The organism is Burkholderia reimsis, from assembly GCF_003294055.1.
Lineage (GTDB): Bacteria > Pseudomonadota > Gammaproteobacteria > Burkholderiales > Burkholderiaceae > Burkholderia > Burkholderia cepacia.
The window spans coordinates 12,587-28,662 of sequence record NZ_QMFZ01000042.1 but is presented as its reverse complement, the minus strand read 5'-3'; the positions used below and the strand labels follow the sequence as shown (position 1 = coordinate 28,662).

Sequence of the window (16,076 nt, the reverse complement as noted above, 5' to 3'; positions counted from 1 at the left end):
CTTGGGCCAGCCTCAAATGAGACCATCACTTCATGTTGCGAATCGCTGACGATAGCGGGTCGCGAATGGGTCGTCAAGCAAAATATCCCGCAGCGCATCATGGGCGCCGCCCGGCACCCCGCCGCCGCGGCTCGCGCGCAACGTGCGGCGCCCGCCCCGGTGCCAAGCGGCGCGAAAATTTGATAGCATCCGCGGGTTTTACGAAATTTTTCGACCTTTTTCACCACGCAGCGGCCCGCAGCGCATACCTTCACGGAATGGCATCAGACAAGGAACTCGCCGACTTTCTGGCGGGCGTCGAAAGGCGCGCGTTCAAGCAGGCCGCGTACGCCGTGCGTGACGACGATGCGTCGCTCGACATCGTGCAGGACGCAATGATCAAGCTTGCGGAGAAGTACGGCGACCGGCCGGCGGCCGAGCTGCCGCTGCTTTTTCAGCGGATCCTGCAGAACGCGATCCACGACTGGTTCCGCCGGCAGAAGGTCCGCAACACGTGGGTCACGCTCTTCTCGTCGCTGAACAACACCGACGACGACGACTTCGACCCGCTCGAAACCCTCGAATCCGCGGACGACAACGCGGGCGTCGAAAGCAGCGAGCACCGCCTCGAACGAGAGCAGGTTCTGGCCCTGATCGACGAAGAAATCCAGAAACTTCCGGCGCGTCAACGGGAAGCGTTCCTGATGCGTTATTGGGAAGATATGGATGTCGCCGAGACTGCCGCCGCAATGGGGTGCTCCGAGGGCAGCGTCAAGACGCACTGCTCGCGAGCCACCCACACCCTGGCGCAAGCGCTCAAGGCCAAAGGAATCACGCTATGAGCTCCGCTCCCGCAAATCGAGAACACGAATTCGCGCTGAAGGTGCGCCGCGCGCTGGACGAGCGCGCGGCCGACCTGCCTGCCGCGACCACCGACCGACTGGCCGCCGCCCGCCGGGCTGCGCTCGCGCGCAAGAAGCCCGAAGCCGCGACCGTGCCGGTGTTCGTGCCGGCCTTCGCCGGCGCGGCCGGTGCGTACGGCACGGCGCCCGCGAGCCGCCCGCAGGCCGGCCGCCCGTATGCGTCGTTCGCGCGCCGCCTGCTGCGCGCATGGCCGCTGGCGCTGCTGCTCGCGGGGCTCGTCGGCATCGCCTACTGGGAAGACATGCAGCGCACCGCCGAACTCGCCGACATCGATGCGGCGATGCTCAGCGACGACCTGCCGCTCAACGCGTACCTCGATCACGGGTTCAACGCGTATCTGTCGCGTGCGCACTAACAGACAATAACGAGGGGATCGCACGGGTGAGTCAGAAGCGCGGCCTGGCCGTATTTTTCGGATGCGTAATCGCGATCGCCGTTTCCTACGTCGCCACGTACCCACGATTCCACCCGGCCCCCGCGACGCCCACCGCCGCGGCCAACAGCCCTGCCGCGCCCGCGTCGGCCGCAACCGGGCTGACCACCGAACTCCCCCCGCTGCCCCTGCCGCTGCCGGCCGCGTCCGGCCCGCTGTCCTGGGCGCGCCTCACGCCGGCGCAACACGCGGCACTCGCGCCGTTCGCCGACCAGTGGGATGGCTTCAGCGACGCGCGCAAGCGCAAATGGCTGAAGATCGCATCGCGTTTCGCGAAGTTGACGCCCGATGATCAAAAGCGCCTGCAGGAGCGGATGACCGAATGGGCGCGGATGACGCCCGAGCAGCGCCGCGTCGCGCGCGAGAACTACCAGAGTGCGAAGGAACTGTCCGCGCAGGCGCGCGAGCGGGCCTGGAAGGCGTACCAGCAACTCCCCGAGGAGCAGAAGGAACGTCTCGCGGCCGCCGAGCGCCGCCGCCGGCCGAGCGTCGTCAGCGCACCGCCGACCGTCGCCGACCGTGACGTCCGCCGCCTCGTCAACTCGCACGACCACGCCGCAAGCGGCGCAGCCACCGCGCCGGCGCCCGTCCCGGCCGCGGTCACGCCGCCGGTGCCCGCGTCGTCGACGGCCGGCACCGCATCCGCGCCAGCCGCCGTGGCACCGGTGTCGCCCGCCGACGCCCCCTCGCTGTTCAAGGGCTCCTGAGCGGCCGTGGCGAACGCCCGCGCCTCCGAAACCCCGGCCGCCGCGCCGTCCGTGCGGCGGCGTCTCGCCGCGCTGCTCTACGAAGGCGTGCTGCTGTTCGGCGTGGTGTTCTTCGCCGGGCTCGCGTTCAGTCTCGCGACGCAGCAGCGCAACGGCCTCGTCCATCACAACCTGCTCGCCGCCTGGATCGCGCTCGTGGTCGGCGCGTACTTCGTCTGGTTCTGGACCCACGGCGGCCAGACGCTGCCGATGAAGACGTGGCGGCTGCGGCTCGAATCGTCGAGCGGCCGGCCGCTGAGCGCGGGCCACGCGCTCGTCCGCTATGCGCTCGGCTGGCTGTGGTTCCTGCCGCCGCTCGCGCTGCACCCGCTCCTCGGCCTGTCGGTACCCGTCACGCTCGCGCTCACCGCCGCGTGGATCGTCGTGTGGGCCGGCGCGGCCCGGCTGCATGCCGGCCGCCAGTTTCCGCACGACCGGATCGCACGCACGCGCATCGTCGCCATTCCGCGCTGATGCGTTGAAGCGTTGAAGCGCTGACGCCCCGCATTCACCAGACGAAAGCACGTCGCCGAGGCGCCCACCCGCCCGGCCCGGCAGCCTTGCCGGACAAGCGCCGGACGTTCGGTACGGCAGGCCACACAACGTCCCGGCATTCACTGCTAAACACCTTGCAGCGGCCGTAATAAGAACGTCTCGTGACTGTCACGGCACAGTCACGCCCGCATGGCGGAATGCCGGTAATGTCAACCGGCGCGAGTCATGCATGGGCCAGAAAACGTCTGCGACCTCCCTGTTCCGTCAACCTCTCGGCGCCCGCGCCGCCACCGCCTTCCTGTCCGGTTCCGCTGCAACCGACGGGCTGGTGTCGCAAGAACCGCCTGCCGGTCATGCCACGCAGCATGACGACCCCGACTCGTCCGCGCATCGCTACCGCACCATCTGGCTGTCCGACATCCACCTCGGTTCGAGCGGCTGCCAGGCGCCGTACCTGCTCGACTTCCTGCGCCACAACGATTCGGAGTACCTGTACCTCGTCGGCGACATCATCGACGGCTGGCAGCTGAAAAAGGGCTGGTACTGGCCGCAGGCACACAACGACGTCGTGCAGAAGATCCTGCGCAAGGCACGCAAGGGGACGCAGGTCGTCTACATCCCGGGCAACCACGACGAAGGCGCGCGGCAGTTCTGCGACCTCGCGTTCGGCGACATCCAGGTGCGCGGCGAGGCGTTCCACACGACGCTCGCGGGCAAACGTTTGTGGATCGTGCACGGCGACCTGTTCGACGGCGTGATCCAGCACGCGAAATGGCTCGCGTACCTCGGCGACACGCTCTACACGCTGATCCTCGTGCTGAACCGCTGGTTCAACCGGATCCGCAGCCGGCTCGGCTTCCAGTACTGGTCGCTGTCGCAGTACCTGAAGCACCAGGTCAAGAACGCCGTCAACTTCATCTCGCAGTTCGAGACCGTGATGACCGACGAGGCGCGCCGCCGCGGCTGCGACGGCGTCGTGTGCGGGCACATCCACAAGGCGGAGATCCGCGACATCGACGGCGTGCTGTACTGCAACGACGGCGACTGGGTCGAGAGCCTGTCCGCACTCGTCGAAACGATGGAAGGCGAACTGAAGATCGTCTACTGGACGGTGATGCGCACCGCACCGTCGGACACCACGTCGCGCAAGGCCAAGGCCACTGCCTGACACAACCGCACCTACAGGACATTGCCGCGATGAAGATCATGATCGTCACCGACGCGTGGGAACCGCAGGTCAACGGCGTCGTGCGCACGCTGAAGAGCACGTCGCGCGAGCTCACCGCGCTCGGCCACCGCGTCGAACTGCTGACGCCGCTGGAATTCCGCACGGTGCCCTGCCCGACCTACCCCGAGATCCGCCTGTCGATCCTGCCGTACCGCAAGCTGCGCGCGCGGATCGACGCGTTCGCCCCCGACGCGCTGCACATCGCGACCGAAGGCCCGCTCGGCCTCGCCGCGCGGCGCTATGCACGTTCGCGCAAGCTGCCGTACACGACCGCGTATCACACGCGCTTTCCGGAGTACGTGCAGGCGCGCTTCGGCATCCCGCTCGCGGCGACCTACCGCTTCCTGCACTGGTTCCACGGCCCGTCGCTCGCGGTGATGGCGCCGACGCCGGTCGTCAAGCAGGACCTCGAGAAATTCGGCTTCACGAACGTCGTGCTGTGGACCCGCGGCGTCGACCTCGACGTGTTCCGGCCGATGGAATCGAAGGTGCTCAATACCGCGCGGCCGATCTTCCTCTATGTCGGCCGCGTCGCGATCGAGAAGAACGTCGAGGCGTTCCTGCGCCTCGACCTGCCCGGCTCGAAATGGGTCGCGGGCGAAGGTCCCGCGCTCGCGGAGCTGAAGTCGCGTTATCCGGAGGCAAACTATCTCGGCGTGCTGTCACAGGCCGAGCTCGCGAAGGTGTATGCTGCGGCCGACGTGTTCGTGTTCCCGAGTCGCACCGACACGTTCGGCCTCGTGCTGCTCGAGGCGCTCGCCTGCGGCACGCCGGTTGCCGCGTATCCCGTGACGGGCCCGATCGACGTGCTCGGCGAAGGCGACGCCGGCGCGATGCACGAGGACCTGCAGGAAGCCTGCCTCGAAGCGCTGAAGATCGAACGCGCGACTGCGCGCGCATGGGCCGAACGCTTTTCGTGGCGCGCGGCGTCCGAGCAGTTCGCGTCGCATCTGAAGCCGCTGCCGAAGACCGCGTACTCGCCAGCAGAAGGTGCCGCCGTTTGAAACGAGACCTGAACGACAAGTCCCCGCCCCCCGACGCCACGCCGCAACGGCACCGTCCGTTCGACGAGGATGAGCCGCATGCCGATGCGGACGTGCACGCGCACGAGCCGCTCGGCCCCGACGATCGGCTGACGCCGTTGCCGCCGAACCCGTACAAGCGCCACCGCGGCATCACGCGCGCCTGGTACGCGCTCAAGCATTCGCTGAACGGCTTTCGCGTCGCGATCCGCGAGGAGAGCGCGTTTCGCCAGGAACTCACGCTCGCCGCGCTGATGCTCCCGATCGGCGCGTTTGCGCCGGTGCCGGCCGCCTCGCGCGCACTGCTGATCGCGTCGGTGCTGCTCGTGCTGATCGTCGAGCTGCTGAACTCGAGCGTCGAGGCCGCGATCGACCGCATCTCGCTCGAACGCCACGAACTCTCCAAGCGTGCGAAGGACCTCGGCAGCGCGGCCGTGACGGTCGCGCTGTTCGCGTGCGTGACGACGTGGGCCTTCGTGCTCGGCCCGGTCGTCGCACGCTGGCTGGGCTTCTAGACAAGCATCGGGCGCACGCGCCGCGCACCGCCCGCGTGCGGCGCTGCACCATGCGCCGTGCGGGGCCGCGCACACGAAATGCGCCCGATGTGGCGAAACCCCGGTTTATAATCGTCCGCTAGACATAGAACAGCAACCCGCGCCGGACGAATCACGCAGCATCGATTGCAGCGCCCGCCAGTCCGGCACACACAGGGCCGGACGACATGGAAGCGAAACCTCCCCGCCGCACCCGCGAACGGATTCTCGAGTTGTCGTTGAAACTCTTCAACGAGATCGGCGAGCCGAACGTCACGACCACGACGATCGCCGAGGAAATGGAAATCAGTCCAGGCAACCTGTACTACCATTTCCGCAACAAGGACGACATCATCAACAGCATCTTCGCGCAGTTCGAGCAGCAGATCGAACGGCGGCTGCGCTTTCCCGAAGATCACCGTCCGACGATCGACGAAACCTGGTCGTACCTGCAGTACATGGCCGATTTCATGTGGACCTACCGGTTCCTGTATCGCGACCTCAACGACCTGCTCGCGCGCAATCGCACGCTCGAGACGCACTTCAAGCAGATCATCAGCCACAAGGTGCGCTTCGCGCGCGACATGTGCGAGCTGCTCGTGTCCGACGCCGAGATGGTCGCGACACCCGCCGAGATCGAGGTCATCGCCACCAACATGGCCGTCATTTCGACGTACTGGCTGTCGTATCAGTACGTGATGCATCCGCGCAAGTACAACGACCAGGACGCGATCCGCGAGGAACTGCACCAGGTCAGCATGCACGTGATCTCCGTGATGGCACCGTACCTGCGCGGCCGTTCGCGCCAGCTGTTCGACGACCTGGTCTCCGGCAAGCTGCCGAAGCGCCAGTTCACCGACTACCTGCCGCCGCGCGACGGCTCGCCGCGCCCGGCAGACAGCCCCGTCGTCACCGGGCAGGCCCCTGCCAAGGATTCCAAGCAATGAAGGCAGTCTGTGTTTACTGCGGCTCGTCGTCCGGCGTCCGGCCCATCTATGCCGACGCCGCGCGCGCATTCGGCCGCGCGCTCGTCGATGCGGGCCTCACGCTCGTCTACGGCGGCGGCCGCGTCGGCCTGATGGGCGTGATCGCCGACGAAGTAATGGCGGCCGGCGGCCGGGCGGTCGGCGTGATCCCCGAATTGCTCGTCGACAAGGAAGTCGGCCATACGGGGCTGTCGGAACTGCACGTCGTGCCCGACATGCACCACCGCAAGAAAATGATGGCCGACCTCTCCGACGCGTTCGTCGCGATGCCCGGCGGCGCCGGCACGCTCGAAGAGCTCTTCGAGGTCTACACGTGGGCGCAGCTCGGTTATCACCGCAAGCCCGTCGCGGTCTACAACATCGATTCGTTCTACGATCCGTTGATCGCGCTGCTGCGCCATACGGTCGACGAAGGCTTCATGCGTCCGGCCTATTTCGACGCGCTGTGCGTCGAATCCGAACCCGTCGAACTGATCGAGCGACTGCGTCGCTACCAGCCGCCCGCCCGCGACAAGTGGGCGCCCGACGCGGCCAAGTAACCGTCACCGGAACCCGCACGCGATGACCGCATCGTCCGACCGCAAGGCCGTCCTCATCACCGGCGCGAGCCGTGGCATCGGCCGCGCGACCGCGGTGCTCGCGGCCGGGCGCGGCTGGGACGTCGGCATCAACTACGCGCGCGACGCGGCGGCGGCCGAACTCACCGCGCAGGCCGTCCGCGACGCGGGCGGCCGTGCCTGCGTCGTCGCGGGCGACGTCGCGAACGAAGCCGACGTCGTCGCGATGTTCGACACCGTCACGGCCGCATTCGGTCGCCTCGACGCGCTCGTCAACAACGCGGGCATCGTCGCGCCGTCGATGCCGCTCGCCGACATGCCGGCCGACCGGCTGCGGCGGATGTTCGACACCAACGTGCTCGGCGCGTACCTGTGCGCGCGCGAAGCGGCGCGCCGGCTGTCCACCGACCGTGGCGGCCGCGGCGGCGCGATCGTCAACGTATCGTCGATCGCCTCCCGGCTCGGCTCGCCGAACGAATACGTCGACTACGCGGGCTCGAAGGGCGCGGTCGATTCGCTGACGATCGGTCTTGCGAAGGAACTCGGCCCGCACGGCGTGCGCGTCAACGCGGTACGCCCCGGCCTGATCGAGACCGAAATTCACGCGAGCGGCGGCCAGCCGGGCCGTGCGGCCCGCCTCGGCGCAACGACGCCGCTCGGCCGCGCGGGCGAAGCGCAGGAGATCGCCGAAGCGATCGTCTGGCTGCTTGGCGACGCGGCGTCCTACACGACAGGTGCCCTGCTCGACGTCGGCGGCGGCCGGTAATGCCATACTGCGGCGCAGCAAAAACCGCCGCCCGAGACGATCAGTCGTCACGACACCACAAATCTCCACAATTCCGTGACGCTACGAGTAAACTCTCGTAATAATTCCGTGGTCTACTAGCGGGCATTCAGACAGGCCTCATCAACACCTGTCCGTTACCCCCTCTGATGTGGCCCTAATCGGTCCTGCCCATGTCGCCGGACCGGCTCGACTCGACCCGAGATCTTTTCCATGCCCGGAACCGCAGCGCCAAGCCGGCGACGCACGTCTGTGCCCGCCCCGGCTCAGCACACCCGCTCGACCGCCGACACCGACCTCACCGCAACGCTCGACGTCGCCGGCACGCCCGACGCCGCCTCGACCGTCGCAACCAGCGCCACGCACGAGCGCTCGCTCCTGCTCGGCTGGCGCGCATGGCTGTTCGTCGCCGCGCTGATCTGCGCGTATGTGCTGCCGGGCGTACTCGGTCACGATCCGTGGAAACAGGACGAAACCTACACGTTCGGGATCATCCAGCACATGCTCGAGACGGGCGACTTCGTCGTGCCGACCAATGCCGGCCTGCCGTTCATGGAAAAGCCGCCGCTTTACGCGTGGGTCGCGACCAGCCTCGCATGGCTGCTGCAGCGCGTGATGCCGCTGCACGATGCGGCGCGACTCGCGAGCGCGCTGTTCGCCGCACTCGCGTTCGGCTTCATCGCACGCACGGCGCGCGTCGCCAGCCGCGCGGACACCTGGTTCGACCTGCGCGTGATCGGCCCCGTCGTGTTGAGCGCGGGCACGCTCGTCGTCATCAAGCACGTGCACGACATGATGACCGACGTCGCGCTGTTCGCCGGCACGGCAATCGGCTTCAGCGGGCTGCTCGAACTCGTGATGCAGCACGTCGCGCGCGCGCAGCAGATGCGCCACGGGCTGCCGGTCCGACCGTCGGGCCGCTGGGCCGCACCGATCTTCGGCGCGGGCGTCGGCATTGCGCTGATGGCGAAGGGCCTGTTCGTGCCGCTCGTGTTCGCGGCCTCGCTCGTCGGCGCGCTGGTGCTCTATCCGGCCTGCCGCACCCGCTCGTTCGCGCGCGCGCTCGGCATCACCGCGCTCGTGTTCGCGCCGTTCGCGCTCATCTGGCCGACCGCGCTGTTCATGCGCTCCGAGACGCTGTTCATGACGTGGTTCTGGGATAACAACGTCGGCCGCTTCTTCGGCTTCTCCGTCCCCGAACTGGGCGCGGAAAACGACAAGCCGTTCTTCATCCTCCGCGCGTTCCTGCTCGTCGGCTTCCCGGTCGCGCCGCTCGCGATCGTCGCGCTCGCGCGCGGCGTGTGGCGCGACTGGCGGACGCCGCGCGTCGCGCTGCCCGTCTTGTTCACCGGCATCGGTCTCGCCGTGCTGCAAGTGTCCGCGACGTCGCGCCAGCTCTACATCCTGCCGTTCTTCGCGCCGCTCGCGCTGGTCGCCGCGCAGGCCATCGAACGCCTGCCGCGCCGGCTGCATCTCGCGTGGGATTACCTGAGCCGCATCCTGTTCGGCACGGCCGCGGCGCTCGTCTGGGCAATCTGGGCAGTGATGGCCGATCCGGCCGCGTCGCGCGCGGATCTGGCGCCGCTCGGCCGCTGGCTGCCGCTCGACTGGACGATGCCGATCGAACCCGCGCTCGTGACCGGCGCGCTCGTGCTGACGGTCGGCTGGCTCACGCTGCTGCCGAAGCTGCGCGCGACGGGCCTCTGGCGCGGCGCACTGTCGTGGGGCGCCGGCGCGCTCGTCGCATGGGGGCTCATCTACACGCTGCTCCTGCCGTGGCTCGACGTCGCGAAGAGCTACCGCTCGGTGTTCGACGACCTGAACGCGCATCTCGCGCTCGAATGGAACGACGGCGACTGCATGGCGAGCCTGCACGGGCTCGGCGAATCGGAAGCGCCGATGCTGTACTACTTCTCCGGCATCCAGCACACGCCGATCGACGACGCGAAAACGACGCGCTGCACCTGGATGATCGTCCAGGGTGTGCGGGCCGTCGATCCGGCGCCGGGCAGCGAATGGAAATTGTTCTGGTCGGGCGCGCGCCCGGGCGACAACGACGAACTGCTGCGCGTGTACGTGCGCACGCCCGAGCAGCACCTGCAGTGATGGAGGGCGGCGCGGCGCACCGTCGTGCGCCCCCTCGTGCCATGCGTGGAACGGCGAACACCGCCGCCTGACACGCGAACAGCCGCCGGGAAACGCGCGCCGCCGACCGGCGCGCCCGGCTGACACGGTGGCCGCGCGACGCCGCGGAGCTGCCTCCTCCCCTTGTCGCGCGACTGCGCGAATCTTCAGAACGACGAACCGGGCTCGCGAAGAAATGCCGTTTCCTCGTCGCTCGACTCGCGTCCGAGAATTTCGTTCCGGTGCGGAAAGCGGCCGAAGCGCTCGACGACCGCCGCATGCAGCAACGCGAAGCGGTGATAGCTTTCGCACCCTGCCTCGTCGCGGATGCCTGCGCACAGGCGCACGGCCTCGCGCTGGCTCTCGACCGACTCGTCGTGCTCGAACGGCAGATACGCAAACGCGCGGTGATGTCCGCTCGGCAACTGCGCGTCCCAGCCGGCCGCGACCACGCGGCGTGCAAGCGCGAGCGCCTTCGGGTCGGCGGCAAACGCGCGCGGCGTACCGCGATGGATGTTGCGCGAGAACTGGTCGAGCACGACGATCAACGCAAGCGCACCCGGCGGCGAGCCGGCCCAGTGATCGCACCCGCCGTCGCACGCAGCGTCGAGCAACGCGCCATAGCGTGTGCGCAGCACGTCGTCGAACGCCGCCCCGCCGTTGAACCAGACCTTGCGCGCCTGCCCGAATTCGGCCGAGCCCGGCTCGCCGAACCAGAAATCCAGGATCTCCCGCGCATGCGGATCGAGCGCCGCCGTGCCTGCGTGGATGGTGTCGATCGTCATGCAAACTCCAGGACGAGGCGCCGGGTGCGCGCGCTCTTCTTTTCCAGTTTCGCGATTCGCAGCTCGCCGATTTCGGCCGTGTTGCGCACATGCGTGCCACCGCACGGCTGCAGGTCGACATGCTCGATGCGCAGCAGCCGCACCCGGCCGAGGCCCATCGGCGGCTTCACGCTCATCGTGCGCACGAGGTCCGGCCGCCCGGCCATCTCGTCGTCGGTGATCCACTCGGTCGTGACCGGGTGCGCGCCGACCACCAGGCCCGCGAGGCGCCGCTCGACATCGTCGCGGTCGATCGGGTCGGACGTCGCGAAATCGAGGCGGACATAGTCGGCCGTCACGCTGCAGCCGTCGACCGCGTACGGCAGCACCGCGCACATCAGGTGCGCGGCCGTATGCAGGCGCATGTGGCGGTAGCGGCGCAGCCAGTCGATCTCCGCCGCGACGCGCGTGCCGGGCACGAGCGCCGCGACACGCGCCTCCTGCCCCGGTGCGGGCACGTGCACGGCATCGTCGGGGGTCGCGCCGTCGAACTTCGCCTTGCGCGTATCGGCGATCGCGATCGTGCTGCCGTCGGGCAGCGTCAGCGTGCCGGTGTCGCCGGCCTGGCCGCCGCCGAGCGGATAGAACACGGTGCGGTCGAGCCGGATGCCGTCTTCACCGACGGCCAGAACGACCGCGTCGCATTGCGTGAGGTACGCGTCTTCGCGAAACAGCGCTTGTGTCGTCATCGGGCAAACCTCGTATCGATCGGGAGAAGCGGCCAGTGTCGCGCCACGCGGTGCCCGCGCCCAGACGCAAATCGCCCGCGCGCGTGCAGCGGCGTACCGGTCGGTCAACCGGGCCGGTTGCGCATCCAGTCGGCCGTATCGTAGAACGAATGCATGAGCCGCTCGCGCAGCGGTTCGGGCAATCCGACATCCTCCATCGCCCACGCCATGCAGCGCAGCCACTGATCGCGCTCGACCGACGCGATCGGGAACGGCAGGTGCCGCGCGCGCAGCCGCGGATGGCCGAACCGGCTGATGTAGTGGTCGGGGCCGCCGAGCCACCCGCACAGGAACCAGAACAGCTTGTCGCGCGAACCGTCGAGCGACGCCGGGTGCAGCGCGCGAATCTGCGCGAACTCGGGCTCCAGGTCCATCAGGTCGTAAAAGCGGTCCACCATTTCGCGCACGCGGGCTTCACCGCCCACGAGTTCGAACGCCGTCGGCTGCGACGGCGCATCGTCATTCACATCGGTCATACGGATAGTCGGAAAACGGGATCTTCGGGGCCGCCGGCGACGCTCATGCGTCGCGCAGCGACTGCAGCGCGGGGCGCCGCAGCACATTATGCAGGCTCAGCCAGCCGGCCGCACCGGCACACGCGACGCCGGCCGCGATACCGGCCGGCACGAGCCACGGATCGACCGCGAGCTGGAAGTCGAACACGCGCGACGCGAGCACCCAGCCGACCGCGATCGCGCCCGCCGAAGCCAGCGCGCCGGCCAGCGCGCCGACCACGATGAACTCCGCGCGCTGCACCGCATTGACCTGCGCCCGCGATGCGCCCAGCGCGCGCAGCAGCGCAGCCTCGCGCACCCGCTCGTCGCGCGTGCCGGCCAGCGCCGTGTAGAGCACGAGCACACCGGCCGCGAGCGTGAACGCGAACAGGAACTGCACCGCACCGACCACCTGCAGCATCATCCGCTGCAACTGCGCGAGGATCGGCGCGACGTCGATCGCGGTCAGGTTCGGGTAGCGCGCGATCAGCGGATCGAGCAGCGCGGCGTCCGAGGCCGGCAGATGGAAGCTCGTCAGGTACACGGCCGGGAAATCCTTCAGCACCGGCGGCGGCATCAGCACGAAGAAATTGACGCGGAACGAGCCCCAGTCGAGCTTGCGCACGCTCGTGATCGGCGCGTCGACCGTCAGCCCCGTCACGTCGAAGCGCAGCACGTCGCCCGGCTTCACGTTCAGCGTCTTCGCGAGACCGGCCTCGATCGAGATCTGCGGCGTGGCTGCGGTGCCGAACCAGTCGCCTTCGACGATCCGGTTGTCGGACGGCAGCTCGGTCGTATAAGACAGGTTGAACTCGCGGTCGACGAGCCGGCGGGCCTCGTCGGACGGGTAGGCATCCGGATTCACCTGTTTGCCGTTGATCGCGACGAGGCGGCCGCGCACCATCGGCGCGGGCACTGCGTCGCGCACGCCGTGCGCGGTCAGATACGCCGCGACGTCGGCACGCTGGTCGGGCTGGATGTCGATCAGGAACTGGTTCGGCGCATCGGGCGGCGTCGACTGCCGCCAGCCCGCAACGAGGTCGTTGCGCGTGATCGCGATCAACAGCAGGCACATCAGGCCGAGCGCCAGCGCGGTGATCTGCAGCGCGCTGGCCGTGCCGCGCCGGTGCAGCGACGCAAGCGCGTAACGCCAGCCGACGCCCGCGGCCACACGCGCGTTGCGCACCGCCCGCGCGGCGGCGAACAGCACGAGCCGCGCGATCAGCGCGAAACCGACCAGCGCGCCGGCGAAACCGCCCGCGACGATCAGCCCGAGCTTCAGGTTGCCGGCGGCCACGATCAGCAGCCCCGCGAACAGCACGACGCCGATCGCATACGCGGCCCATGCGGTGCGCGACGCGTCGCCCCACTCGCGCCGCAGCACGCGCACCGGCGGCACGCGCGTGAGCGGCACGAGCGGCGGCAGCGCGAAGCCGAGCAGCAGCACGAGCGCGGCGCCCACGCCGATCAGCGCCGGCCACGGCGTGGGCGGCGGCAGCACCACGTCGATCAGTCCGCCGAGCGCGGCCAGCAACGCCCAGTGGCCGCCGTAGCCAAGCACCGCGCCTGCGGCGCCGGATACGATGCCGATGCCGGCGAATTCGAGCGCGAACAACGCGCCGAGCGTGCGGCGGCTCACGCCGAGGCAGCGCATCGTCGCGCAGCCGTCGAGGTGGCGCCGCATGTAGCGCTGCGCGGCCATCGCGATCGCGACCGCCGCGAGCAGCGCGGTGAGCAGCGCGACGAGCGTCAGGAAGTGGCGCGCGCGATCCAGCGTCTGCCGCACCTGCGGCTGGCCTTCCTGCAGCGACTCGAGACCGGCACCGCGCAGCTTCCCGCCGTCGACGCGTGCGTGCGCATACGCTTCGAAGCGCGCGACGGCCTGCTGGTCGCCGGCGACCAGCAGCCGGTACGTGACCCGGCTGCCGTAGCCCGTGAGCCCCGTCGCGGCGAGTTCGTCCGCGCGCATCATCAGCCGCGGCGAAAAATTGACGAACGAAAACCCGCGATCGAGTTCGCGGGAGATCGATGCGGCGACCTTGAACGTGCGCAACCCGACGCGCACCGTATCGCCCGCCTTCAGATGCAGCGCATCGAGCAGCGCCGGATCGGCCCATACGGTGCCCGGCGCGGGAATCCCGTCGGCCTTCTGCGAGACAGAGGCACCGGCCGGCAGGATCTCGACCGCGCCACGCAACGGATAGCCGGGCGACACGGCCTTCACCGCCGCGAGGCGCGACGGCGCGGCATCGGCTGCCTGCCCGCCCGTGGCGGACGCGATCATGCTCGGGAAGATCGCGGTCGTCGCGGTACGCAGGCCGAGCGCGCGAGCCTGCCGGTCGAACGACGGATCGACGGGACGGTCGGCCCGCACGACGAAATCGGCGCCGAGCATCTGGCGCGCGTCGCGCTCGAGCCCCTGGCGCAGCCGGTCGGCGAGGAAACCGACGCTCGTCAGCGCCGCGACCGCGAGTACCAGTGCAAGGACGAGCAGCGTCAGTTCGCCCGCGCGCCAGTCGCGCGCGGTCATGCGGGCGGCCTGGCGGATCAGGTCGCGCAGGCCGAAGCGGCCGGCATGCGCACGCATCTCATGGCCGGGTTGCCCGGCGGGCGGCTGCGCCGCGTGTTGCCGCCCCTTCAATCGCGCTTCCCCCCGATCGAGTTCAGCCGCGACACCATGTGGTTCGCCATGCCGCGAAAGCCGCCCGACACACCCCGCCACAGGCGCGGGAGCGCCCACGCGGAAGCCGCGATGAAGGCGGCGAGCAGCACCAGGAACGCGAGCGGAACGAAGAACGCGAGCACGAGCCCGCCGACCACGAGGCCGTCCTCGGTCGACGATGCGACCCAGTTCGAAATCGGTTCGGGAGACAGGTTGATCAGCGCGCGTGTGCCGGCCTTCGCCACGTGCGCGGCGCCGGCGAGCGAACCGCCGGCGAGCCCCGCGACCGCGAGCACGGTCGGGTCGGCATGGCCGAGCGCGCCGGCCGCGAGCACGGCGCCGGCCGGAATGCGGATGAAGGTGTGCACGGCATCCCACAGCGAGTCGAACGCGGGGATCTTGTCGGCAAGGAATTCGGTGACGGTGAGCACGGCCGCCGCGCCGATGACCCACGGCGACATCAGGACGGCCAGCGTGTCGGGCAGGTGCAGCCAGCCGAACCGCGCCAGCAGGCCGGCGATCAGCACCGTCAGGTACAGGCGCAGGCCGCTCGCCCACGCGAGCCCCGCGCCGAGCGAAATCGCTTCGATCATGGCCCTCTCCTTGCACTTTCCGTGCGCTTTGCCGATTGACCGGATCGGGTCGGACAGACCGGCCGCGCGGCGCGTGGCGACCGGCACCGCGTGCCACGAGAAGCACGACGGTATTCAGGCCCGAATGCGTTCCATTATAGACAGGCCGGCCGGACGGCCGGCGCAATTCCGCAGCGCGGCACCCGCGCGCGGCCGCACCCGGATGCGGCCGTCAGGCCGCCGACGACAGCTTGAGGCCGATCAGCCCCGCGACGATCAGCGCGGCACTCGCGACACGCGCGACGGTCAGCGCCTCGCCCATCATCACGATGCCGAACACGAACGCACCGACCGCGCCGATGCCCGTCCACACCGCGTATGCGGTGCCGAGCGGCAACTGGCGCATCGCGACCGCGAGCAGCCCGAAGCTGGCCAGCGCCGTCACGATCGTAAACACCGACGGACCGAGCTTCGTGAAGCCGTCCGACGATTTCAGGCCGGCCGCCCAGGCCACTTCCAGCAAACCGGCAATCAACAACCATACCCACGCCATCCCGACGTACTCCGTATCGGATGGGGCCGTCCCCGTTGAAGCGAATGTCCCGGGGTCGTCCCCGGGCGGCGCCGAGTATAATAAGATGCTTACGGATATGCCGGCGGCCGACCGGGGGCGCGACCGGCCGGGCCCGGTCAGTTCGAGACGCGCTTCGGCGTGGCGCCGCCGACGCAGCGGTCGTCGCGGTACAGCGCCCACTCCTCGCACACGCGGCCGTCTTTGAACACGCACATGCCGACCTGCCCGCTCGACAGGTTGCGCACCGTGTGGTGGCCGCCGAGCTTGGTGCAATTGACCGATGCGGGATTGGCCATCGCCTGCTGGGACGACGACGGTTGCTGCCCGGGCGGCAGCGGTTGAGCGAACGCGCCAGACGCGGCAAGCGCCAGCGCACAGATGACGACCAGACGGACGGACATTGCACGCTCC

18 protein-coding genes are annotated in these 16,076 nt (G+C 69.2%); 11 read left to right on the top strand and 7 right to left on the bottom strand.

Translation table 11 applies throughout. The features are described from left to right. Positions 1-257 precede the first annotated feature (257 nt). The 11 genes from DPV79_RS34115 to DPV79_RS34065 all read left to right on the top strand — a co-directional run bounded on the left by DPV79_RS34115 (position 258) and on the right by DPV79_RS34065 (position 9,793). Positions 258-821, top strand: coding sequence for an RNA polymerase sigma factor (locus DPV79_RS34115; protein WP_021162797.1), 564 nt, complete (start codon positions 258-260; stop codon positions 819-821). Next, the gene (locus DPV79_RS34110; protein WP_059492618.1) at positions 818-1,258 is read left to right on the top strand and encodes a DUF3619 family protein; all 441 of its coding nucleotides are present in this window, start codon (positions 818-820) and stop codon (positions 1,256-1,258) included. Before DPV79_RS34115 ends, DPV79_RS34110 begins: the two co-directional genes overlap by 4 nt. 26 nt (positions 1,259-1,284) lie before the next feature. Continuing rightward, positions 1,285-2,043 (top strand): DUF3106 domain-containing protein, encoded by a 759-nt coding sequence (locus DPV79_RS34105; RefSeq protein WP_059492619.1) that lies wholly within the window; start codon positions 1,285-1,287, stop codon positions 2,041-2,043. A gap of 6 nt (positions 2,044-2,049) precedes the next feature. After that, positions 2,050-2,556, top strand: a complete 507-nt coding sequence (locus tag DPV79_RS34100; protein WP_021161121.1) for an RDD family protein — start codon at positions 2,050-2,052, stop codon at positions 2,554-2,556. 250 nt (positions 2,557-2,806) lie between these two features. Further along, positions 2,807-3,745 carry a UDP-2,3-diacylglucosamine diphosphatase gene (locus tag DPV79_RS34095; RefSeq protein WP_021161120.1) on the top strand — a complete coding sequence of 313 codons (939 nt, stop codon included), beginning with the start codon at positions 2,807-2,809 and terminating at the stop codon, positions 3,743-3,745. Positions 3,746-3,774: 29 nt separating this feature from the next. Continuing rightward, positions 3,775-4,809, top strand: a complete 1,035-nt coding sequence (locus DPV79_RS34090) for a glycosyltransferase family 4 protein (protein ID WP_027786855.1) — start codon at positions 3,775-3,777, stop codon at positions 4,807-4,809. Further along, positions 4,806-5,342, top strand: coding sequence for a diacylglycerol kinase (locus DPV79_RS34085; RefSeq protein WP_059590675.1), 537 nt, complete (start codon positions 4,806-4,808; stop codon positions 5,340-5,342). Before DPV79_RS34090 ends, DPV79_RS34085 begins: the two co-directional genes overlap by 4 nt. Before the next feature lie 206 nt (positions 5,343-5,548). Next, positions 5,549-6,307, top strand: a complete 759-nt coding sequence (locus tag DPV79_RS34080) for a TetR/AcrR family transcriptional regulator (RefSeq protein WP_021161119.1) — start codon at positions 5,549-5,551, stop codon at positions 6,305-6,307. Then, positions 6,304-6,885 carry an LOG family protein gene (locus DPV79_RS34075; protein ID WP_021161118.1) on the top strand — a complete coding sequence of 194 codons (582 nt, stop codon included), beginning with the start codon at positions 6,304-6,306 and terminating at the stop codon, positions 6,883-6,885. The genes DPV79_RS34080 and DPV79_RS34075 overlap by 4 nt, the downstream gene beginning before the upstream one ends. A gap of 22 nt (positions 6,886-6,907) precedes the next feature. Next, entirely contained in the window at positions 6,908-7,669 is a 762-nt protein-coding gene (locus DPV79_RS34070) for an SDR family oxidoreductase (RefSeq protein ID WP_113047487.1), read from the top strand. A 231-nt stretch (positions 7,670-7,900) separates the two neighbouring features. After that, complete coding sequence (locus tag DPV79_RS34065) at positions 7,901-9,793, top strand: ArnT family glycosyltransferase (RefSeq protein ID WP_113047486.1); 1,893 nt, start codon at positions 7,901-7,903, stop codon at positions 9,791-9,793. Positions 9,794-9,978: 185 nt separating this feature from the next. On the opposite strand, the gene DPV79_RS34060 is transcribed toward DPV79_RS34065, so the two are convergent. The 7 genes from DPV79_RS34060 to DPV79_RS34030 form a co-directional block, all read right to left on the bottom strand. Then, the gene (locus DPV79_RS34060; RefSeq protein ID WP_113047485.1) at positions 9,979-10,596 is read right to left on the bottom strand and encodes a DUF924 family protein; all 618 of its coding nucleotides are present in this window, start codon (positions 10,594-10,596) and stop codon (positions 9,979-9,981) included. After that, on the bottom strand, positions 10,593-11,324 hold the full coding sequence (locus DPV79_RS34055) for an alanyl-tRNA editing protein (protein ID WP_048020474.1): 732 nt from the start codon (positions 11,322-11,324) through the stop codon (positions 10,593-10,595). Before DPV79_RS34055 ends, DPV79_RS34060 begins: the two co-directional genes overlap by 4 nt. A gap of 104 nt (positions 11,325-11,428) precedes the next feature. Further along, positions 11,429-11,839, bottom strand: coding sequence for a group II truncated hemoglobin (locus DPV79_RS34050; protein WP_006398765.1), 411 nt, complete (start codon positions 11,837-11,839; stop codon positions 11,429-11,431). Between the two features lie 43 nt (positions 11,840-11,882). Then, positions 11,883-14,444, bottom strand: coding sequence for an ABC transporter permease (locus DPV79_RS34045; protein ID WP_113047498.1), 2,562 nt, complete (start codon positions 14,442-14,444; stop codon positions 11,883-11,885). 50 nt (positions 14,445-14,494) lie between these two features. Further along, positions 14,495-15,112 (bottom strand): DUF4126 domain-containing protein, encoded by a 618-nt coding sequence (locus tag DPV79_RS34040; protein ID WP_021161113.1) that lies wholly within the window; start codon positions 15,110-15,112, stop codon positions 14,495-14,497. 211 nt (positions 15,113-15,323) lie between these two features. Further along, positions 15,324-15,644 (bottom strand): quaternary ammonium compound efflux SMR transporter SugE, encoded by a 321-nt coding sequence (sugE, locus tag DPV79_RS34035; protein WP_021161112.1) that lies wholly within the window; start codon positions 15,642-15,644, stop codon positions 15,324-15,326. 137 nt (positions 15,645-15,781) lie between these two features. Continuing rightward, positions 15,782-16,066 carry a putative hemolysin gene (locus DPV79_RS34030; protein WP_021161111.1) on the bottom strand — a complete coding sequence of 95 codons (285 nt, stop codon included), beginning with the start codon at positions 16,064-16,066 and terminating at the stop codon, positions 15,782-15,784. Between the last annotated feature and the right edge of the window lie 10 nt (positions 16,067-16,076).

What these genes read in the sequence shown, in the direction of transcription:
- DPV79_RS34115 (WP_021162797.1), top strand. Translation starts at nt 258, where the DNA reads ATGGCATCAGACAAGGAACTCGCCGACTTTCTGGCGGGCGTCGAAAGG.
- DPV79_RS34110 (WP_059492618.1), top strand. Translation starts at nt 818, where the DNA reads ATGAGCTCCGCTCCCGCAAATCGAGAACACGAATTCGCGCTGAAGGTG.
- DPV79_RS34095 (WP_021161120.1), top strand. Translation starts at nt 2,807, where the DNA reads ATGGGCCAGAAAACGTCTGCGACCTCCCTGTTCCGTCAACCTCTCGGC.
- DPV79_RS34090 (WP_027786855.1), top strand. Translation starts at nt 3,775, where the DNA reads ATGAAGATCATGATCGTCACCGACGCGTGGGAACCGCAGGTCAACGGC.
- DPV79_RS34080 (WP_021161119.1), top strand. Translation starts at nt 5,549, where the DNA reads ATGGAAGCGAAACCTCCCCGCCGCACCCGCGAACGGATTCTCGAGTTG.
- DPV79_RS34075 (WP_021161118.1), top strand. Translation starts at nt 6,304, where the DNA reads ATGAAGGCAGTCTGTGTTTACTGCGGCTCGTCGTCCGGCGTCCGGCCC.
- DPV79_RS34070 (WP_113047487.1), top strand. Translation starts at nt 6,908, where the DNA reads ATGACCGCATCGTCCGACCGCAAGGCCGTCCTCATCACCGGCGCGAGC.
- DPV79_RS34065 (WP_113047486.1), top strand. Translation starts at nt 7,901, where the DNA reads ATGCCCGGAACCGCAGCGCCAAGCCGGCGACGCACGTCTGTGCCCGCC.
- DPV79_RS34060 (WP_113047485.1), bottom strand. Translation starts at nt 10,596, where the DNA reads ATGACGATCGACACCATCCACGCAGGCACGGCGGCGCTCGATCCGCAT.
- DPV79_RS34055 (WP_048020474.1), bottom strand. Translation starts at nt 11,324, where the DNA reads ATGACGACACAAGCGCTGTTTCGCGAAGACGCGTACCTCACGCAATGC.
- DPV79_RS34050 (WP_006398765.1), bottom strand. Translation starts at nt 11,839, where the DNA reads ATGACCGATGTGAATGACGATGCGCCGTCGCAGCCGACGGCGTTCGAA.
- DPV79_RS34045 (WP_113047498.1), bottom strand. Translation starts at nt 14,444, where the DNA reads ATGCGTGCGCATGCCGGCCGCTTCGGCCTGCGCGACCTGATCCGCCAG.
- DPV79_RS34040 (WP_021161113.1), bottom strand. Translation starts at nt 15,112, where the DNA reads ATGATCGAAGCGATTTCGCTCGGCGCGGGGCTCGCGTGGGCGAGCGGC.
- sugE (WP_021161112.1), bottom strand. Translation starts at nt 15,644, where the DNA reads ATGGCGTGGGTATGGTTGTTGATTGCCGGTTTGCTGGAAGTGGCCTGG.
- DPV79_RS34030 (WP_021161111.1), bottom strand. Translation starts at nt 16,066, where the DNA reads ATGTCCGTCCGTCTGGTCGTCATCTGTGCGCTGGCGCTTGCCGCGTCT.